The 14,346-nt window shown below is 73.6% G+C and carries 14 protein-coding genes; 9 read left to right on the forward strand and 5 right to left on the reverse strand.

Going from position 1 to position 14,346, the window contains the following annotated elements:
- Positions 1-51: 51 nt before the first annotated feature.
- Positions 52-633 (forward strand): hypothetical protein, encoded by a 582-nt coding sequence (locus tag DNK53_RS05170; protein WP_162599793.1) that lies wholly within the window; start codon positions 52-54, stop codon positions 631-633.
- Positions 634-643: 10 nt separating this feature from the next.
- Here DNK53_RS05170 and DNK53_RS05175 read toward each other — a convergent pair whose 3' ends face one another.
- Both DNK53_RS05175 and DNK53_RS05180 read right to left on the reverse strand, forming a co-directional pair.
- On the reverse strand, positions 644-1,837 hold the full coding sequence (locus DNK53_RS05175) for an MFS transporter (RefSeq protein ID WP_204163740.1): 1,194 nt from the start codon (positions 1,835-1,837) through the stop codon (positions 644-646).
- Positions 1,838-1,848: 11 nt separating this feature from the next.
- Positions 1,849-2,688, reverse strand: a complete 840-nt coding sequence (locus DNK53_RS05180; protein WP_162599794.1) for a LamG domain-containing protein — start codon at positions 2,686-2,688, stop codon at positions 1,849-1,851.
- 51 nt (positions 2,689-2,739) lie between these two features.
- Here DNK53_RS05180 and DNK53_RS05185 point away from each other — a divergent pair, with 51 nt between their 5' ends.
- From DNK53_RS05185 to DNK53_RS05210, 6 genes are all read left to right on the forward strand, one after another.
- Positions 2,740-4,443 carry an ABC1 kinase family protein gene (locus DNK53_RS05185; RefSeq protein ID WP_110181160.1) on the forward strand — a complete coding sequence of 568 codons (1,704 nt, stop codon included), beginning with the start codon at positions 2,740-2,742 and terminating at the stop codon, positions 4,441-4,443.
- Positions 4,440-4,997: a hypothetical protein gene (locus DNK53_RS05190; protein ID WP_110181161.1), complete on the forward strand. Its 558-nt coding sequence runs from the start codon at positions 4,440-4,442 to the stop codon at positions 4,995-4,997. The genes DNK53_RS05185 and DNK53_RS05190 overlap by 4 nt, the downstream gene beginning before the upstream one ends.
- 193 nt (positions 4,998-5,190) lie before the next feature.
- On the forward strand, positions 5,191-7,053 hold the full coding sequence (gene dnaK / locus DNK53_RS05195) for a molecular chaperone DnaK (RefSeq protein WP_110181162.1): 1,863 nt from the start codon (positions 5,191-5,193) through the stop codon (positions 7,051-7,053).
- Entirely contained in the window at positions 7,050-7,697 is a 648-nt protein-coding gene (grpE, locus tag DNK53_RS05200; RefSeq protein ID WP_110181163.1) for a nucleotide exchange factor GrpE, read from the forward strand. The genes dnaK and grpE overlap by 4 nt, the downstream gene beginning before the upstream one ends.
- Before the next feature lie 61 nt (positions 7,698-7,758).
- Positions 7,759-8,931 carry a DnaJ C-terminal domain-containing protein gene (locus DNK53_RS05205; RefSeq protein WP_110181426.1) on the forward strand — a complete coding sequence of 391 codons (1,173 nt, stop codon included), beginning with the start codon at positions 7,759-7,761 and terminating at the stop codon, positions 8,929-8,931.
- A gap of 2 nt (positions 8,932-8,933) precedes the next feature.
- A complete protein-coding gene (locus DNK53_RS05210) occupies positions 8,934-9,377 on the forward strand; it encodes a heat shock protein transcriptional repressor HspR (RefSeq protein ID WP_110181164.1) in 444 nt (147 codons plus the stop codon).
- Positions 9,378-9,487: 110 nt separating this feature from the next.
- Here the strand turns inward: DNK53_RS05210 and DNK53_RS05215 are convergent, their stop codons facing one another.
- Positions 9,488-9,736, reverse strand: coding sequence for a DUF3253 domain-containing protein (locus tag DNK53_RS05215; protein ID WP_239456357.1), 249 nt, complete (start codon positions 9,734-9,736; stop codon positions 9,488-9,490).
- 93 nt (positions 9,737-9,829) lie between these two features.
- On the opposite strand from DNK53_RS05215, the gene DNK53_RS05220 reads away from it, so the two are divergent.
- Entirely contained in the window at positions 9,830-10,114 is a 285-nt protein-coding gene (locus DNK53_RS05220; RefSeq protein ID WP_110181166.1) for a hypothetical protein, read from the forward strand.
- Here DNK53_RS05220 and DNK53_RS05225 read toward each other — a convergent pair.
- Positions 10,105-10,941 carry a pentapeptide repeat-containing protein gene (locus DNK53_RS05225; protein WP_110181167.1) on the reverse strand — a complete coding sequence of 279 codons (837 nt, stop codon included), beginning with the start codon at positions 10,939-10,941 and terminating at the stop codon, positions 10,105-10,107. The genes DNK53_RS05220 and DNK53_RS05225 overlap by 10 nt on opposite strands.
- A 21-nt stretch (positions 10,942-10,962) precedes the next feature.
- Entirely contained in the window at positions 10,963-11,505 is a 543-nt protein-coding gene (locus DNK53_RS05230; RefSeq protein ID WP_162599795.1) for a response regulator, read from the reverse strand.
- A 206-nt stretch (positions 11,506-11,711) separates the two neighbouring features.
- Here DNK53_RS05230 and clpB point away from each other — a divergent pair, with 206 nt between their 5' ends.
- Positions 11,712-14,327 carry an ATP-dependent chaperone ClpB gene (gene clpB, locus DNK53_RS05235; protein WP_110181169.1) on the forward strand — a complete coding sequence of 872 codons (2,616 nt, stop codon included), beginning with the start codon at positions 11,712-11,714 and terminating at the stop codon, positions 14,325-14,327.
- Positions 14,328-14,346 lie beyond the last annotated feature (19 nt).

Consider the following 14,346-nt stretch of genomic DNA (forward strand, 5'->3'; position numbering starts at 1 on the left):
ATGGCCGGCGGCCCGCGCCCGGCGGGTCACGCGGAGGAGCAGGAGCACCAGGTGGCCGACCGTCCCACGTCCGAGGAGCGTCCCGTCCTCACCGGGCTGATCGCGCTCGGCGGCGTGGCCCTGGTGGTCGGCGTGCTGGCCGGCGTCATGGTCCTGGTCGGCACCAAGATGCTCGGCCTCGGCGGCGGGGACGGCGACTCCACGGCGGCCGCGACCTCGGGCGAGACGCTGACGCTGCCGGAGTTCTCCGAGACCGCCGGCCCCAGCGGCCCCCAGATCACCCTCGACCCCAACGGACCGACGCCCACCGGCACCGCGCCGGCCCTGCCCCAGGAGTCGGTCTCGGAGACCCCCGAGCCCGAGAAGGCGATCACCCTCACCGCCGGCCAGTCGGCGGTCGGCGCGATGCAGCAGATCGACCTCGCCGGCACCTACGCCCAGGGCGGCGGCGCGATCCTCCAGGTGCAGCGCTTCGAGAACGGGCAGTGGAACGACTTCCCCGTCACCGTCTCGGTCACGGGGGAGAGCTTCGGGACCTACGTGATGACCGGCCAGACGGGGGAGAACAAGTTCCGCGTCGTCGACTCCGAGAGCGGGCTGGAGTCCAACGAGGTCGTCGTCCAGGTCGGCTGACCGCCGCGGGTCAGCCGCGGAGCCGGCCGGCCTCGAGCCTGGCCGTCCAGTGGCCGACCCAGGCGCTGCCGGCGAGCATCAGCACGCCGATCGCGACGCTCGCCGTCGCGAGGGGGACCAGCGCGGCCGCGGCGCTCACCAGCAGCGGGCCGCCGCTCACCCCGAGGTCGCCGCAGAGCCGCCACGCGCCGAGGTACTGCGCCCGCCCCTCGACCGGGGCGGTGTCGGCGCCCAGGGTCATGACGATCCCCGACCCCAGCCCGTTGCCCGCCGCCATCAGCACCATCACGGCGGTCACCGACCAGGTGGCGGTGGCGAGCGGGAGGAGCAGGCACGCCAGCGCCGCCGAGGCGACCACCGGGACCGCCACCACCGTGCGGCCGCGGGTGTCCATCAGCCAGCCGCCCGGCAGGAAGAAGGCGACGTCGACCGCGGCGGCGACCGCGAAGACCAGCGACGTGGTGCTCGCCGACATCCCCACGTGGTCGGCCCACAGCGGGAAGACCGCCTGGCGGAGGGCGCGGCTGGCGCTGATCACCACGACGGCGACCCCCACGGTGGCCAGGACCCGCCGGTGGGCGACGATCACCGCCCGCACCGAGAGGTGTCCGGTCTCCCTGGCCCGCGCGCGGGAGTCGGAGCCCAGGTCGGGCATCAGCCGCGCGAGCAGGGCGGCGGCCAGCGCGGTGGCCGCCGACAGCACGAACGCCGCCCGCAGGTCGGTGAGGTGGATCAGCCCGGCGCCCAGCAGTGGGCCGACGAGGATCCCGATCCGGTGGCTGCCGCCGAGCGCCGACATCGCCCGCGCCCGGTGCGCGAGCGGGACCACGTCGATCATGTAGCCCTGGCGCGCCATCATGAAGGTCGTCCACGCCATCCCGCTCACCGTCACCGCGGCCGCCAGCCCGAGCCAGGTGGTGGTGAGGGCGGCGGCGGTCATCGCCGCGGCGTCGACCACCCCGGCCAGGACGAGCGCCCGCCGCTCGCCGATCCGGGCGACCAGGGCGCCGACGGGGAGCGCGGTGAGCAGGCTGCCGACGCCGAGCAGGGCCACGACCAGGGCGGCGGTCGGCACGTCGGCGCCGAGGTCGCGGGCGTGCAGCGCCAGCACGGGGAGCACCGCACCGTGGCCGACCGAGTTCACGACCGTGGGCCCGTACGCCGTCAGGGCGACGTCGCGGAGGCGGAAGTCGGCGTCGGGCACCGGGCGATTGTTCACCCCTTGCGCAGCTCGATCCAGTCGATCTCGCCGGAGAAGTAGTCACAGGTGATCCGGACCGCGTCGCAGGCGCTCTTGCCGCCGACCGAGAGCGGCCGGTCGTTGCGGATCGTCCCGGTCGGGCCCCAGGCCCGCGGCTGGGCGACCCCGTCGACCCACATCTGGACCCACCCGGGGGTGCGGACACACGTGAGCACGTGCCAGCCGGGGGCGAGCCGGGCGCCCTCCTCGAAGCCGGCGAGGTAGCCGGTGCGGGTGCTGCCGTCGCCACCGCGGAACATGCAGCGGGGGGCCCGCTCGGGGTTCTCCAGCTTCCAGTATCCGCCGGGGGTGTCGCCCTGGCCCTTCTGCAGGAGGTTGCCGAAGCGGTGCCGGGTCCGGTAGCGGATGGTGAACGCGAACGAGGCGCGGCCCGGGTTGGCCAGCCGGTGCAGCCGGGGGCCCGGCGGCACGAGGTCGGTGTGGCCGGCGAAGACGCCCGAGTGCGGCTGCACCCAGGGGAAGGAGTGGCGGCGCCCGTCGGTGACGACGTCGGCGCCGACCCGGCCGACCAGCCCGCCGACCCGGTCGCGGAAGGCGGTCGCGCCGGGCGGCTCGTCGAGGTCGAAGCGGGCCACCAGCCGCAGGTCGGGCGGCAGGGCGTCGAGCATCTCGCCCTGCTCGTCGGAGCGCCCTGCGCCCGCGCCCGCGTCCGCGTCCGCGTCCGCGCCCGCGCCGCGGCCGGGCGCGAGGCGGTCGAGGACGTCGTACGACGTGACCGCGGCGCCGACGACGGCCGTCACCGCGAGGACCGCCAGCGCGAGGAGGGCCACGACGAGGCGGCGGGGGAGCGGCACCGGGTCACCGTACCGACGAGCGCGGCCGCGCACGTGGCATCCTCGGGACCCATGAAGAGCTCCCCCTCGACCGTCCCCGCCACGCCGTCCGCGACCCGGCGCTACGCGCGGCTGGCCAGGCTGGCCTACCGGCACGGGCGCTCGGACCTCCTCAAGGGGCTCGAGCTGGACGAGTTCAGCCTCGACGAGGAGCCGTTGGCCGACGGCACCGACGACGCCCGGGCCGAGGCGTTCGCCCGCGACCTGGAGGCGATGGGCCCGACCTACGTCAAGCTCGGCCAGCTGCTCTCCACCCGCTTCGACCTGCTCCCGCCGGCCTGGACCCAGGCGCTGGCCCGGCTCCAGGACGACGTGACGCCGTTCGCCTTCGAGCAGGTGCGCGAGATCGTCGAGGGCGAGCTGGGCGGTCGGCTGGAGGACCTCTACGGCTCCTTCGACCCCGAGCCGCTGGCCGCTGCCTCGCTCGGCCAGGTGCACGCGGCGACCCTGCGCAACGGGCGCGACGTCGTGGTCAAGGTGCAGCGCCCCGAGGCGCGCGAGGTGATCCGCGGCGACATGGAGACCCTGACCAGCCTCGCCCACCTCGCCGACAAGCGGACCGAGCTCGGCCGCCGCTACGGCTTCGAGAAGCTGGTGACCGAGTTCCGCAAGACGCTGGCCGGCGAGCTCGACTACCGACGCGAGGCGCGCAACCTGGTCCGCTTCGGGGAGCTGACCAGCGGCTACGACCTGCTCCTGGTGCCGCAGCCCGTGCCGACCCACTCCTCGCGCCGGGTGCTCACGATGGACCGCGTCGAGGGGCGCAAGGTCACCGACCTCGGCCGCCTCGCGCAGGTCGAGCGCGACACGACGCCCGTCGTCGAGCAGCTCTTCGCCTGCTACCTCGAGCTGATGCTCTCCGAGGGCGTGCTGCACGCCGACCCGCACCCCGGCAACCTGCTGCTCACCGACGACGACCGGCTCGCGCTGCTCGACCTCGGGATGGTGAGCACCGTGCCGCCCAAGCTGCAGGAGAAGGTGGTGCGGCTCCTGCTCGCCATCACCGACGGCGACGGCGAGGAGGCGGCCACCGTGCTCGCCGAGATGGGCCACCAGCTCTCCGACTACGACGCCGGGGCCTTCCGCAACGAGGTCTCGCACCTGGTCTCCGAGGCGGTCAACGCCGGCCCCGAGCTGCAGGCCGGCTCGGTGCTGGTGGAGCTGAGCCGGGTCTCCGGTGCCCACGGGCTGCGCCCGCCGGCCGAGATGTCGATGATCGGCAAGGCGCTGCTCAACCTCGACGCCTCGACCCTGCGGCTCGACCCCGACTTCTCGCCGGCCGCCGCCCTGCGCGACAACGTGAGCAGCATCCTGGCCAGCGGGATGAAGGTGACCCCGGGCGGGCTGATGGCCTCGGCGATCGAGGCCAAGGAGTTCACCAAGCTGCTGCCCAAGCGGGCCAACCGGATCATGGACAACCTCGCCGACGGGGAGTTCATGGTGCGCGTGGACGCGATCGACGAGGAGCGGCTGCACACCGTGCTCCAGCGGGTGGCCAACCGGCTCACCCTCGGGCTGGTGATCTCGGCGATGCTCGTCGGGGCGGCGCTGATGATGCGGGTCGACGAGGGGCCGCGGATCTTCGGCGTCCCCGGGGTGGCGCTGACCTTCTTCACCCTCGCCGTGCTCTCGGGCGTCGCGCTCACCGTCTGGATCGTCACCACCGACCGCAAGGTCGCCGCCCGTCCGCGCTCCCGGCCGGGGGACCGGGGATGAGCGGGGACGGCCTGGTCCGGGTGCCGCGCCTGGCCACCACCTCGGCCACCATGTGGGTCTCGATGGTGTGCGGGGTCCTCGCCGTGCCGGGCGTGCTGGTGTGGGCCTGGCTCACCCAGGCGCGCAGCGACGCGGTCATCGGCACCGCCGGCTGCCTGCTGCTCGTGCTCGTCCTGGTGCCGCTCGTCGCGCGGGGCCACGCCCTCGACACCGCGCGCGGCGAGCTCGTGCGGATCCTGGCGTCCCGCCCCGTCCGGCGGGTCCCCTGGGCGGGTGCCGAGGTGGCGACCCTGCACAACGGGGGCGGCGCCGTGCAGCTGCGGGTGCGGCCACCGGGCCGCGCCGCGACGTACCTCCCGCTGGCCGCGGCCGACCTCGGCGGGGAGCGGTCGCAGGATCCGGGGTTCCTCCGCCTGCTGGCCGACGAGGTCGAGCGGTGGGGCGGGCACGAGGGCGTCGCCGCCGTGCTGCGGGCGCAGGCCGAACACGTGGCGGCCGGCGGCCCCGTGCTCGCCTCGCCGCTGGCCCGCCTGCACCTGCGGCACGCCGTCTGAGCGCGTACGACGTGGCCGGGATCACGTGGCGAGGACGGGAACAACCGGCGGTGTGCCATGCGTTGTCAGGTGTGAGCGAAGTTGAGTTGATCCGGCTCAACTAGTTTGTCAGACTCGCCGCAGGTGGCGCAGGATGGCTGCACCAGACTTCCCGGGGGACCCCGGAAGAACGCGACAACGGAGGTAACTCAACATGGCACGTGCTGTCGGCATCGACCTCGGTACGACGAACAGCGTCGTCGCCGTCCTGGAGGGTGGCGAGCCCACCGTCATCGCCAACGCCGAGGGCGCCCGCACGACCCCCTCGGTCGTGGCCTTCGCCAAGTCCGGCGAGGTGCTCGTCGGCGAGGTCGCCAAGCGCCAGGCGGTCACCAACGTCGACCGGACCATCCGGTCGGTCAAGCGCCACATGGGCGGCGACTGGAAGACCCAGGTCGACGACAAGTCGTTCACCCCCCAGCAGATCAGCGCCTTCGTGCTGCAGAAGCTCAAGCGCGACGCCGAGGCCTACCTGGGCGAGCCCGTCACCGACGCGGTGATCACCGTCCCGGCGTACTTCTCCGACGCACAGCGCCAGGCGACCAAGGAGGCGGGCGAGATCGCCGGCCTCAACGTCTCCCGCATCGTCAACGAGCCGACCGCGGCCGCGCTGGCCTACGGCCTCGACAAGGGCGACGACCAGACCATCCTCGTCTTCGACCTCGGTGGCGGCACGTTCGACGTCTCGCTGCTGGAGATCGGCGAGGGCGTGGTCGAGGTCAAGGCCACCTCCGGCGACAACCACCTCGGTGGCGACGACTGGGACAACCGCGTCGTCGAGTGGATGGTCGAGCGCTTCAAGAACAACAACGGCGTCGACCTGGGTGCCGACAAGATCGCCAAGCAGCGCCTCCAGGAGGCCGCCGAGAAGGCGAAGATCGAGCTCTCCAGCTCGAGCGAGACCCAGATCCACCTGCCCTACATCACCCACGGCGAGTCGGGTCCGCTGCACTTCGAGGAGAAGCTGACCCGCGCCGAGTTCCAGAAGATGACCTCCGACCTGCTCGACCGCACCAAGACGCCGTTCCAGTCGGTGCTCAAGGACGGCGGCGTCGCGGTCAAGGACATCGACCACGTGGTCCTCGTCGGCGGCTCCACCCGGATGCCGGCGGTCGCCGAGGTCGTCAAGGAGCTGCTCGGCGGCAAGGAGCCCAACAAGGGCGTCAACCCCGACGAGGTCGTCGCGCTCGGCGCGGCCCTCCAGGCCGGCGTCCTCAAGGGCGAGGTCAAGGACGTGCTCCTCCTCGACGTCACCCCGCTCAGCCTCGGCATCGAGACCAAGGGCGGCGTGATGACCACCCTGATCGAGCGCAACACCACGATCCCGACCAAGCGCTCCGAGATCTTCACCACCGCCGACGACAACCAGCCGTCGGTCGAGATCAAGGTCGCCCAGGGCGAGCGCCAGATGTGGGCGCAGAACCAGCCGCTCGGCAACTTCGAGCTGACCGGCCTCCCGCCGGCCCCGCGCGGCGTCCCGAAGATCGAGGTCACCTTCGACATCGACGCCAACGGCATCGTGCACGTCTCTGCCAAGGACCACGCGTCCGGTCGCGAGCAGTCGATGACGATCTCCGGCGGCTCGGCGCTGAGCAAGGACGAGATCGACCGGATGGTCAAGGAGGCGGAGCAGTACGCCGAGGAGGACGCCAAGCGGCGCGCCGCGGTGGACGCCCGCAACCAGGCCGACAGCCTCGTCTACACCACGGAGAAGTTCCTCACCGAGAACGACGAGAAGCTCCCCGAGGACGTCAAGACCGAGGTCCGGACCGACCTGGACGCGCTCAAGGCCACGCTGGAGGACGAGAACGCCGACGCCGACTCGATTCAGGCCGGGGTCACCAAGCTCGGTGAGTCCAGCCAGAAGATGGGCGCCGCGATGTACGCCGCCGCCGAGGCCGACCAGGCCGCGGCCGGGGGCAGCGACGGGTCGACGGGCGAGTCCGACGACGACGTCGTCGACGCCGAGATCGTCGACGAGCCGACCGACGGCCCGGCCGAGGGTGAGTCCAAGTGACCCAGCCCCAGGACGAGACGCCCGCCCCCGAGGCCGGCGAGCAGCCCGAGGCGCAGGACACCACCGCCGAGGCCCCCTCCTCCGAGGAGGGGGCCCCGGCCGGGGCCGAGGCCGACGCGCAGCTGGACTCCGACCTGGAGACGGCCACCGCCGACGCCGCCAGGGCGCAGGAGGACGTGGCCGCACTGACGGGCGACCTGCAGCGCCTGCAGGCGGAGTTCCTCAACTACAAGCGCCGCGTCGAGCGGGACCGGCAGCTGGTCGCCGAGAACGCGGCCTACAAGGCGCTCACGCCGGTCATCGAGGTGCTCGACGGCATCGACCGGGCCCGTGAGGCCGGGGAGGTCGAGGGGGGCTTCGCGATGGTGGCCGACCACCTGCAGCGCGCGGTCGCCCAGTCGGGCCTGGTCCGCTTCGGCGAGCCCGGCGACGTCTTCGACCCCAACCTGCACGAGGCGCTCAGCCACCTCGGGGAGGACGCGGACGTCACCGAGACGTCCGTCAAGGTCGTCGCCAAGGCGGGCTACAAGATGGGCGAGCGGGTGGTCCGCGCCGCGATGGTGCTGACCGTCGACCCGCCGGCCGGCGGCGCGCCGGCCGCCGCCGAGCCGCCGGCCGACGGCGGCGCCGCGCCGGACGCCTGAGCGTCCGGTCACCGACAGGGAACGAGCACGGGAGGAGGGTGAGCACGTGAGCAACGACGGCATGCGAGCCGACTGGGCGAGCAAGGACTTCTACAAGGTGCTGGGCGTCGGCAAGGACGCCGACCAGGCCGCGATCAAGAAGGCCTACCGCAAGCTCGCCCGGGAGAACCATCCCGACTCCAACCCCGGTGACCAGAAGAAGCACGACACCTTCAAGGCCGTCGCCGAGGCCTACGACGTCGTCGGGGACCCCGAGAAGCGCAAGAAGTACGACGAGATGCGCTCCCTCTACTCCTCCGGCGTGGGCTTCGGCGGCGGCGCCCCGGGCGGCGGCGGCTTCGGCGGCGGCTTCGACCTGAACGACCTGTTCGGCGACCGGGGCCGCGGCGGGGGCGGCGGGGGCGGCGGCTTCGGCGACGTCTTCTCCGACCTGTTCGGCGGCGGGGGCGGCGGCCGTACCCGCACCCAGAGCCGGGCCCGCAAGGGCCAGGACGTCGAGACCACCGCCACCATCGGCTTCACCGACGCCATCGACGGCGTCACGATCTCGCTGCGGCTCACCTCCGACGCCGCCTGCGCGACGTGCCAGGGGACCGGCGGCAAGCCCGGCACCAAGCCGCACGTCTGCCCCGAGTGCGAGGGCACCGGCTTCGTCGTCGCCGGCCAGGGCGGCGCGTTCTCGATGAACGAGCCCTGCCCCCGCTGCCGCGGGCGCCAGCTGGTCTACGACGAGGCGTGCCCGACCTGTCACGGCTCCGGCCGCGGCACGTCGTCCCGCTCGATCCAGGCCCGGATCCCGGCCGGTGTCAAGGACGGCCAGAAGATCCGGCTCAAGGGCAAGGGCGCGCCCGGCGAGAACGGCGGACCCGCCGGCGACCTGCTGGTCACCGTCAAGGTCGGCAAGCACCGGGTCTTCGGCCGGTCGGGCGACAACCTCACCCTCGACGTCCCGGTCTCCTTCGACGAGGCGGTGCTCGGGGCCGAAATCAAGATCCCCACGCTCGGCGGCGCGCCCGTCACCCTCAAGATCCCGGCCGGCACCCCCAACGGGCGCACCTTCCGGGTCCGCGGCAAGGGCGTCACCCGCCGCGACGGCACGAAGGGCGACCTGCTGGCCACCGTCGAGGTGCACGTGCCCGCCACCGTGGACGCGGCCACCCGCGAGGCCGTCGAGGCCTACCGTGCGGCCACCGCCGGACGACCGTTGAGGACGAACCTGTTCGAAGGAGCCTGAGGATGAGGGACGGTTTCGCGGCCCCGTCGCCCGAGGCGGCGGTCTACGTCATCTCGGTGGCGGCCGAGCTCACCGGCCTCCACCCCCAGACCCTGCGCACCTACGAGCGGATGGGCCTGATCACCCCCGTCCGCACCGGCGGCGGCGGACGCCGCTACTCCCACCGCGACGTCGAGCTGCTGCGCCGCATCGCCGACCTCACCGGCTCCGGCATCGGCCTCGAGGGGGTCCGCCGGATCCTCCAGCTCGACTCCCAGGTCGACGCCCTGCGCGCCCGCAACGAGGAGCTGCAGGCCGAGCTGGCCGCCACCCGCGAGGCGCTGCGCCGCGCCACCGGCCGCCGGGCCCCCGAGGCGTCGTTCACCCGCGCCGTCGACCGGCTCCCCGTGCTCCGCCAGCCCGAGCCGCCCTCCGCCCTCGTCGTCTGGCGCCGCTCCCCCCGCTGAGGTGCCCCCGCCCCCGTGGTCCCCGCCTGAGCGGGGATTCGCGAGCTTCGGGGGGCTTGCAAGGGGCGCCAACCAGCAGGAAGCCGCGCCAAGGTCGGACCGGCCGGGCCTCAGTCCTGCTTCCGGCGGATCCTGACCGGCCCCCGGGCCGTGGCGACGTCCACCACCTCGCCGCCCTGGGTGACCTCGACCTCGCCCCGTTCGACGAGGCGCCCGGCCGCCTCGCGGACCGGCCCCATCAGCTCGCGCCACCCCTCGGCCGGGCCGACGTCCCGGGCCACCTCGGAGGGGCAGATCGTCGCCCCGGGGGCGCGCTGGGCGAGCAGCCGCAGGACGGCGGCCTCGAGGTCGTCGGTCACGGGGGCTCCGTGCCCGCCGGTCGGGCGGCGCATGCCCGCGCGGGGTGCCGCCGCTGTCGGCGGTGCCGCGTAGGGTCGCCCCGTGATGAGCCGATGAGCAAGATGGACAACCTGCGGGCGATGCGCGAGGCGCGCTACGAGCAGGCGATGAAGCGGGCCGGCAGCGCGCCGGCGCGGAGCGCGGCCCGCCCGCCCGTGGCGCCGGTCGCCCCGGCCGGGGCCGCGGCCAGGCCCGCGCCCAAGGCCAGGGCGAAGAGGGCGGCCGAGCCCGCCGCGGCCGAGGCGTCCACCGAGGAGCTCTGCGGCCACCGCAACATGAGCGGCCGGACGTGCACTCGGGAGAAGGGGCACGCGGCGAAGTCCCACCGCTACTCCTGAGCAGCGCCCCGCCGTCCAGCAGCGCCCCCGCCGCGGTCGCCAGCCGGCCAGTGCCCGGGCGCCGGCATCCCGGCGGGCAGGCGCGTGCCGCCGTCCCCGCGCATCGCGGCGACCTGCGGCCGGGTGAGGAACAGGGCCCGCGACAGGTCGGAGCCGCGGACGTCGGCGTCCCGGACGTCGGCGCCCAGCAGGTCGGCGTCGTCCAGGTCGACGCCGCGCAGGTCCGCCGCGATCAGGGTCGACCCGTGCAGGTCCGCGCCGCGCAGGTCGTCGCGGCGCAGGTCGCGGCCGGCGAGGTCGGCCCGCGCGTACGACGGCCGTCCGTCGCCGCGCACCCGGGACGAGGCCGCGCGCAGCGCCGCCGAGACCCGCGGCATCAGGTCGTCGAGGTCGAGGGCGAGCAGCTCGTCGGGGATGCCGCCGGCCCGCTCGGTGACCTCGCCGAGCAGCGTGGCGGCGTCGCGCGGCGCCGGGTCGCGGCGTACCGCCTCGTCGAGGTGCGCCGCGGCCTCGTGCAGCAGCCGGAGCACCGAGAGCACCGCACCCATCTCGGCGCGGTTGGCTCCGGGGTCGCGCCAGGAGCGCCCGGCGTAGGTGTGCTCGGTGAGGTGCTGCCCGGCGCCGAAGCAGTCGAAGACGGTGCAGCCGGGCCAGCCGCTCGCGCGCAGCACGGAGTGGATCCCGCAGCGGTCGTCGGCCGCGAGGTGGTGGCACGGGTCGCCGCCGGCCTTGTCGGTGCCGAAGCCGGAGTCGGCGCGGAAGGGCAGCAGGACGCAGCAGAGACCGGTGCAGCGGCCGCAGTCGGCGACGAGCTCGAGCGGCTTCACCCGGTCACGGTACGCCGGGGCTCAGCGCCCGACGCGGACCCCCGTGTCGCGGTGCTCGAAGTCGCGCCCCAGCGGGTAGGGGCGGATCGGCCGGACGGCGCCGGCCTCGTAGACGCGCTGCAGGTGCTCGGTGATCGTCTTGGCGGAGACGCCCTTGACGATGTAGCCCCAGGCGCCCTCCTTGAGGGCGGCCTCGGTCATGTAGGTGGCGCTGATGGCCGAGCAGACGACGACGCGGGTCAGCGGGGAGTCCTCGGCGATCAGCGGGATGATCTCCAGGCCGCCGATCTCGGGCATGTGGAGGTCGAGCAGGACGATGTCGGGCTTCTCGCTGGCGATCATCGTCATCGCGGTCTCGGCGTCACCGGCGTCGCCCGCGACCTCGAAGCCCGAGGAGTCGAGGGCGATCCGGAGGACGAAGCGCACCTCCTCGTCGTCGTCGACGATGACGACGCGAATCGGCCCGCGGTCGTCCTCCGGGGCGGGAACCGGCTCGGGCGCCACCTCCACGGCAGGCGTCGGCTCCGGCGCCGGAGCGCCGGAACTGCCTCGGAACAGCTTCACCAAATCCTCCACGGGTCGTCTCGGCCGGGCCAATCGTGCCACGGGGCGGGTGCGGGCGCGGGAGGAATGCCCAAAACGTCGACCGCGTGGCGCACGCCACACGCCACGCAGGGGAATCCCCAGAGTTGAGTGGAACAGACTCAACTTATGGCGCGTTGAGACAGTGTCGCTGCACACTCGAGACAAGGGAAGCAGGAGGGCCAGTTGTGAGCCAGTTCGGTGCCGACAAGTTCACCACCCGCAGCCGGGAGGCCATCGAGGCCGCCCAGCTCGCCGCCACGACCGGCGGCAACAGCCAGACCGAACCGGTCCACCTCCTCGTCGCGCTGCTGCGCCAGGAGGACGGGATCGCCCGCACCTTCCTGACGAAGGCCGGGGTCGACGCCGGCGCCGCGCTGCAGCGGGCGCAGGAGGCCCAGGCCGCCCTGCCGAGCGCCACCGGCTCGACCGTCCAGCAGCCGGCCGCCTCCGCGGCGCTCACCCGGGTGCTCGCCTCCGCCATCGACCTCGCCGGCTCCCTCAAGGACGACTACGTCGCCACCGAGCACCTCCTCATCGCGCTGGCGACCGTCGAGTCGTCGGCGCAGAAGGTGCTCCGCGACCTGCGGCTCACCGCCGACGGGCTGCGCGAGCAGGTCACCGCGGTCCGCGGCAACCGCCGGGTGACCAGCCAGGACGCGGAGTCGACGTACGAGGCGCTCGAGAAGTACTCCGTGGACCTCACCGCCGCGGCCGAGGAGGGCCGGCTCGACCCGGTGATCGGGCGCGACGCCGAGATCCGCCGCGTCGTGCAGGTGCTGAGCCGCCGCACCAAGAACAACCCCGTGCTCATCGGCGAGCCCGGCGTCGGCAAGACCGCCGTCGTCGAGGGGCTCGCCCAGCGCGTCGTCGCCGGCGACGTGCCCGACTCCCTCAAGGGCCGCCGGGTGCTGAGCCTCGACCTCGCCGCCATGGTCGCCGGGGCGAAGTACCGCGGCGAGTTCGAGGAGCGGCTCAAGTCGGTGCTGGAGGAGATCAAGGACGCCGGCGGCCAGGTGATCACCTTCATCGACGAGCTGCACACCGTGGTCGGTGCGGGCGCCGGCGGCGACTCCGCGATGGACGCCGGCAACATGCTCAAGCCGATGCTGGCCCGCGGCGAGCTGCACATGATCGGGGCCACCACGCTCGACGAGTACCGCGAGCGGATCGAGAAGGACCCCGCCCTGGAGCGCCGCTTCCAGCAGGTCTTCGTCGGCGAGCCCAGCGTCGAGGACACGATCCAGATCCTGCGCGGCATCCAGGAGAAGTACGAGGCGCACCACGGGGTGCGGATCACCGACGCCGCGCTGGTCGCGGCCGCCACGCTGTCGGACCGCTACATCACCGGACGGCAGCTGCCCGACAAGGCGATCGACCTCGTCGACGAGGCGGCCTCGCGGCTGCGGATGGAGATCGAGTCCTCCCCGGAGGAGATCGACCAGCTCCGCCGCCAGGTCGACCGGCTCAAGATGGAGCAGTTCGCCCTCGAGAAGGAGAGCGACGAGGCCTCGGTCGAGCGGCTCGCCGCCCTGCGCCAGGACCTCGCCGACAAGGAGGAGGAGCTGCGCGGGCTGGAGTCGCGGTGGAGCCGCGAGCGGGAGATGCTCGAGGGGGAGGGCGAGCTGCGCAAGCGGGTCGACGCGCTCTCCACCGAGCAGCGCCAGCTCGAGAGCGGTCTGCAGGCCGGCATCTCCGAGGACGAGCGGGTGCCGATGCTCAAGCGGCTCTCCGAGATCGGCACCGAGAAGATCGAGCTGATGCGCCGGATCGAGCAGACCGAGCGCGCCGAGGCCCAGGAGTTCGAGCCGCTGGTCGGCGAGGAGGTCGGCGCCGAGCAGGTCGCCGAGGTCGTCGAGGCCTGGACCGGCATCCCCACCGGCCGGATGCTCCAGGGCGAGACCGCCAAGCTGCTGGAGATGGAGGCCGAGATCGGCCGCCGGCTGATCGGCCAGCGCGAGGCGGTGCAGGCGGTGAGCGACGCCGTACGCCGCTCGCGCGCCGGCATCGCCGACCCGAACCGGCCGACCGGCTCCTTCCTCTTCCTCGGGCCCACCGGCACCGGCAAGACCGAGCTGGCCAAGTCGCTGGCCGACTTCCTCTTCGACGACGAGCGGGCGATCGTCCGGATCGACATGAGCGAGTACTCCGAGAAGCACTCGGTCGCCCGCCTGGTCGGCGCGCCTCCCGGGTACGTCGGCTACGACGAGGGCGGACAGCTCACCGAGGCGGTGCGGCGCCGTCCCTACTCGGTGGTGCTGCTCGACGAGGTGGAGAAGGCGCACCCCGAGGTCTTCGACATCCTGCTCCAGGTCCTCGACGACGGGCGGCTGACCGACGGGCAGGGGCGCACGGTCGACTTCCGCAACACGCTGCTGATCCTCACCTCCAACCTCGGCTCGACCTTCCTGGTCGACCCGCTGCTGGACCCGGAGAAGAAGCGCGAGTCGGTGATGGCGGTGGTCCGCTCCAGCTTCAAGCCCGAGTTCCTCAACCGGCTCGACGAGGTCGTGATGTTCGAGGCCCTCACGAAGGAGGAGCTGACCCGCATCGTCGACATCCAGCTCGGCCTGCTGACCAAGCGGCTCGCGGCGCGCCGGGTGACGATCGAGGTCAGCGACGCGGCCCGGCAGTGGCTCGCCGACACCGGCTACGACCCGGCGTACGGCGCCCGCCCGCTGCGCCGCCTCATCCAGACCTCGATCGGCGACCCGCTCGCCCGGCTGCTGATCGGCGGCCAGGTCACCGACGGAGCGACGGTGCGGGTCGACGTGGGCGAGGGCGGGCTGGTGCTGCAGCCGTGAGGGCGGGCTGGGGCCTCGT

Source organism: Nocardioides solisilvae, assembly GCF_003194625.1.
Lineage (GTDB): Bacteria > Actinomycetota > Actinomycetes > Propionibacteriales > Nocardioidaceae > Nocardioides > Nocardioides solisilvae.

Coding starts and splice junctions, on each gene's coding strand:
- DNK53_RS05185 (WP_110181160.1), top strand. CDS start 2,740: ATGAAGAGCTCCCCCTCGACCGTCCCCGCCACGCCGTCCGCGACCCGG.
- dnaK (WP_110181162.1), top strand. CDS start 5,191: ATGGCACGTGCTGTCGGCATCGACCTCGGTACGACGAACAGCGTCGTC.
- DNK53_RS05190 (WP_110181161.1), top strand. CDS start 4,440: ATGAGCGGGGACGGCCTGGTCCGGGTGCCGCGCCTGGCCACCACCTCG.
- DNK53_RS05210 (WP_110181164.1), top strand. CDS start 8,934: ATGAGGGACGGTTTCGCGGCCCCGTCGCCCGAGGCGGCGGTCTACGTC.
- DNK53_RS05220 (WP_110181166.1), top strand. CDS start 9,830: ATGAGCAAGATGGACAACCTGCGGGCGATGCGCGAGGCGCGCTACGAG.
- DNK53_RS05205 (WP_110181426.1), top strand. CDS start 7,759: ATGCGAGCCGACTGGGCGAGCAAGGACTTCTACAAGGTGCTGGGCGTC.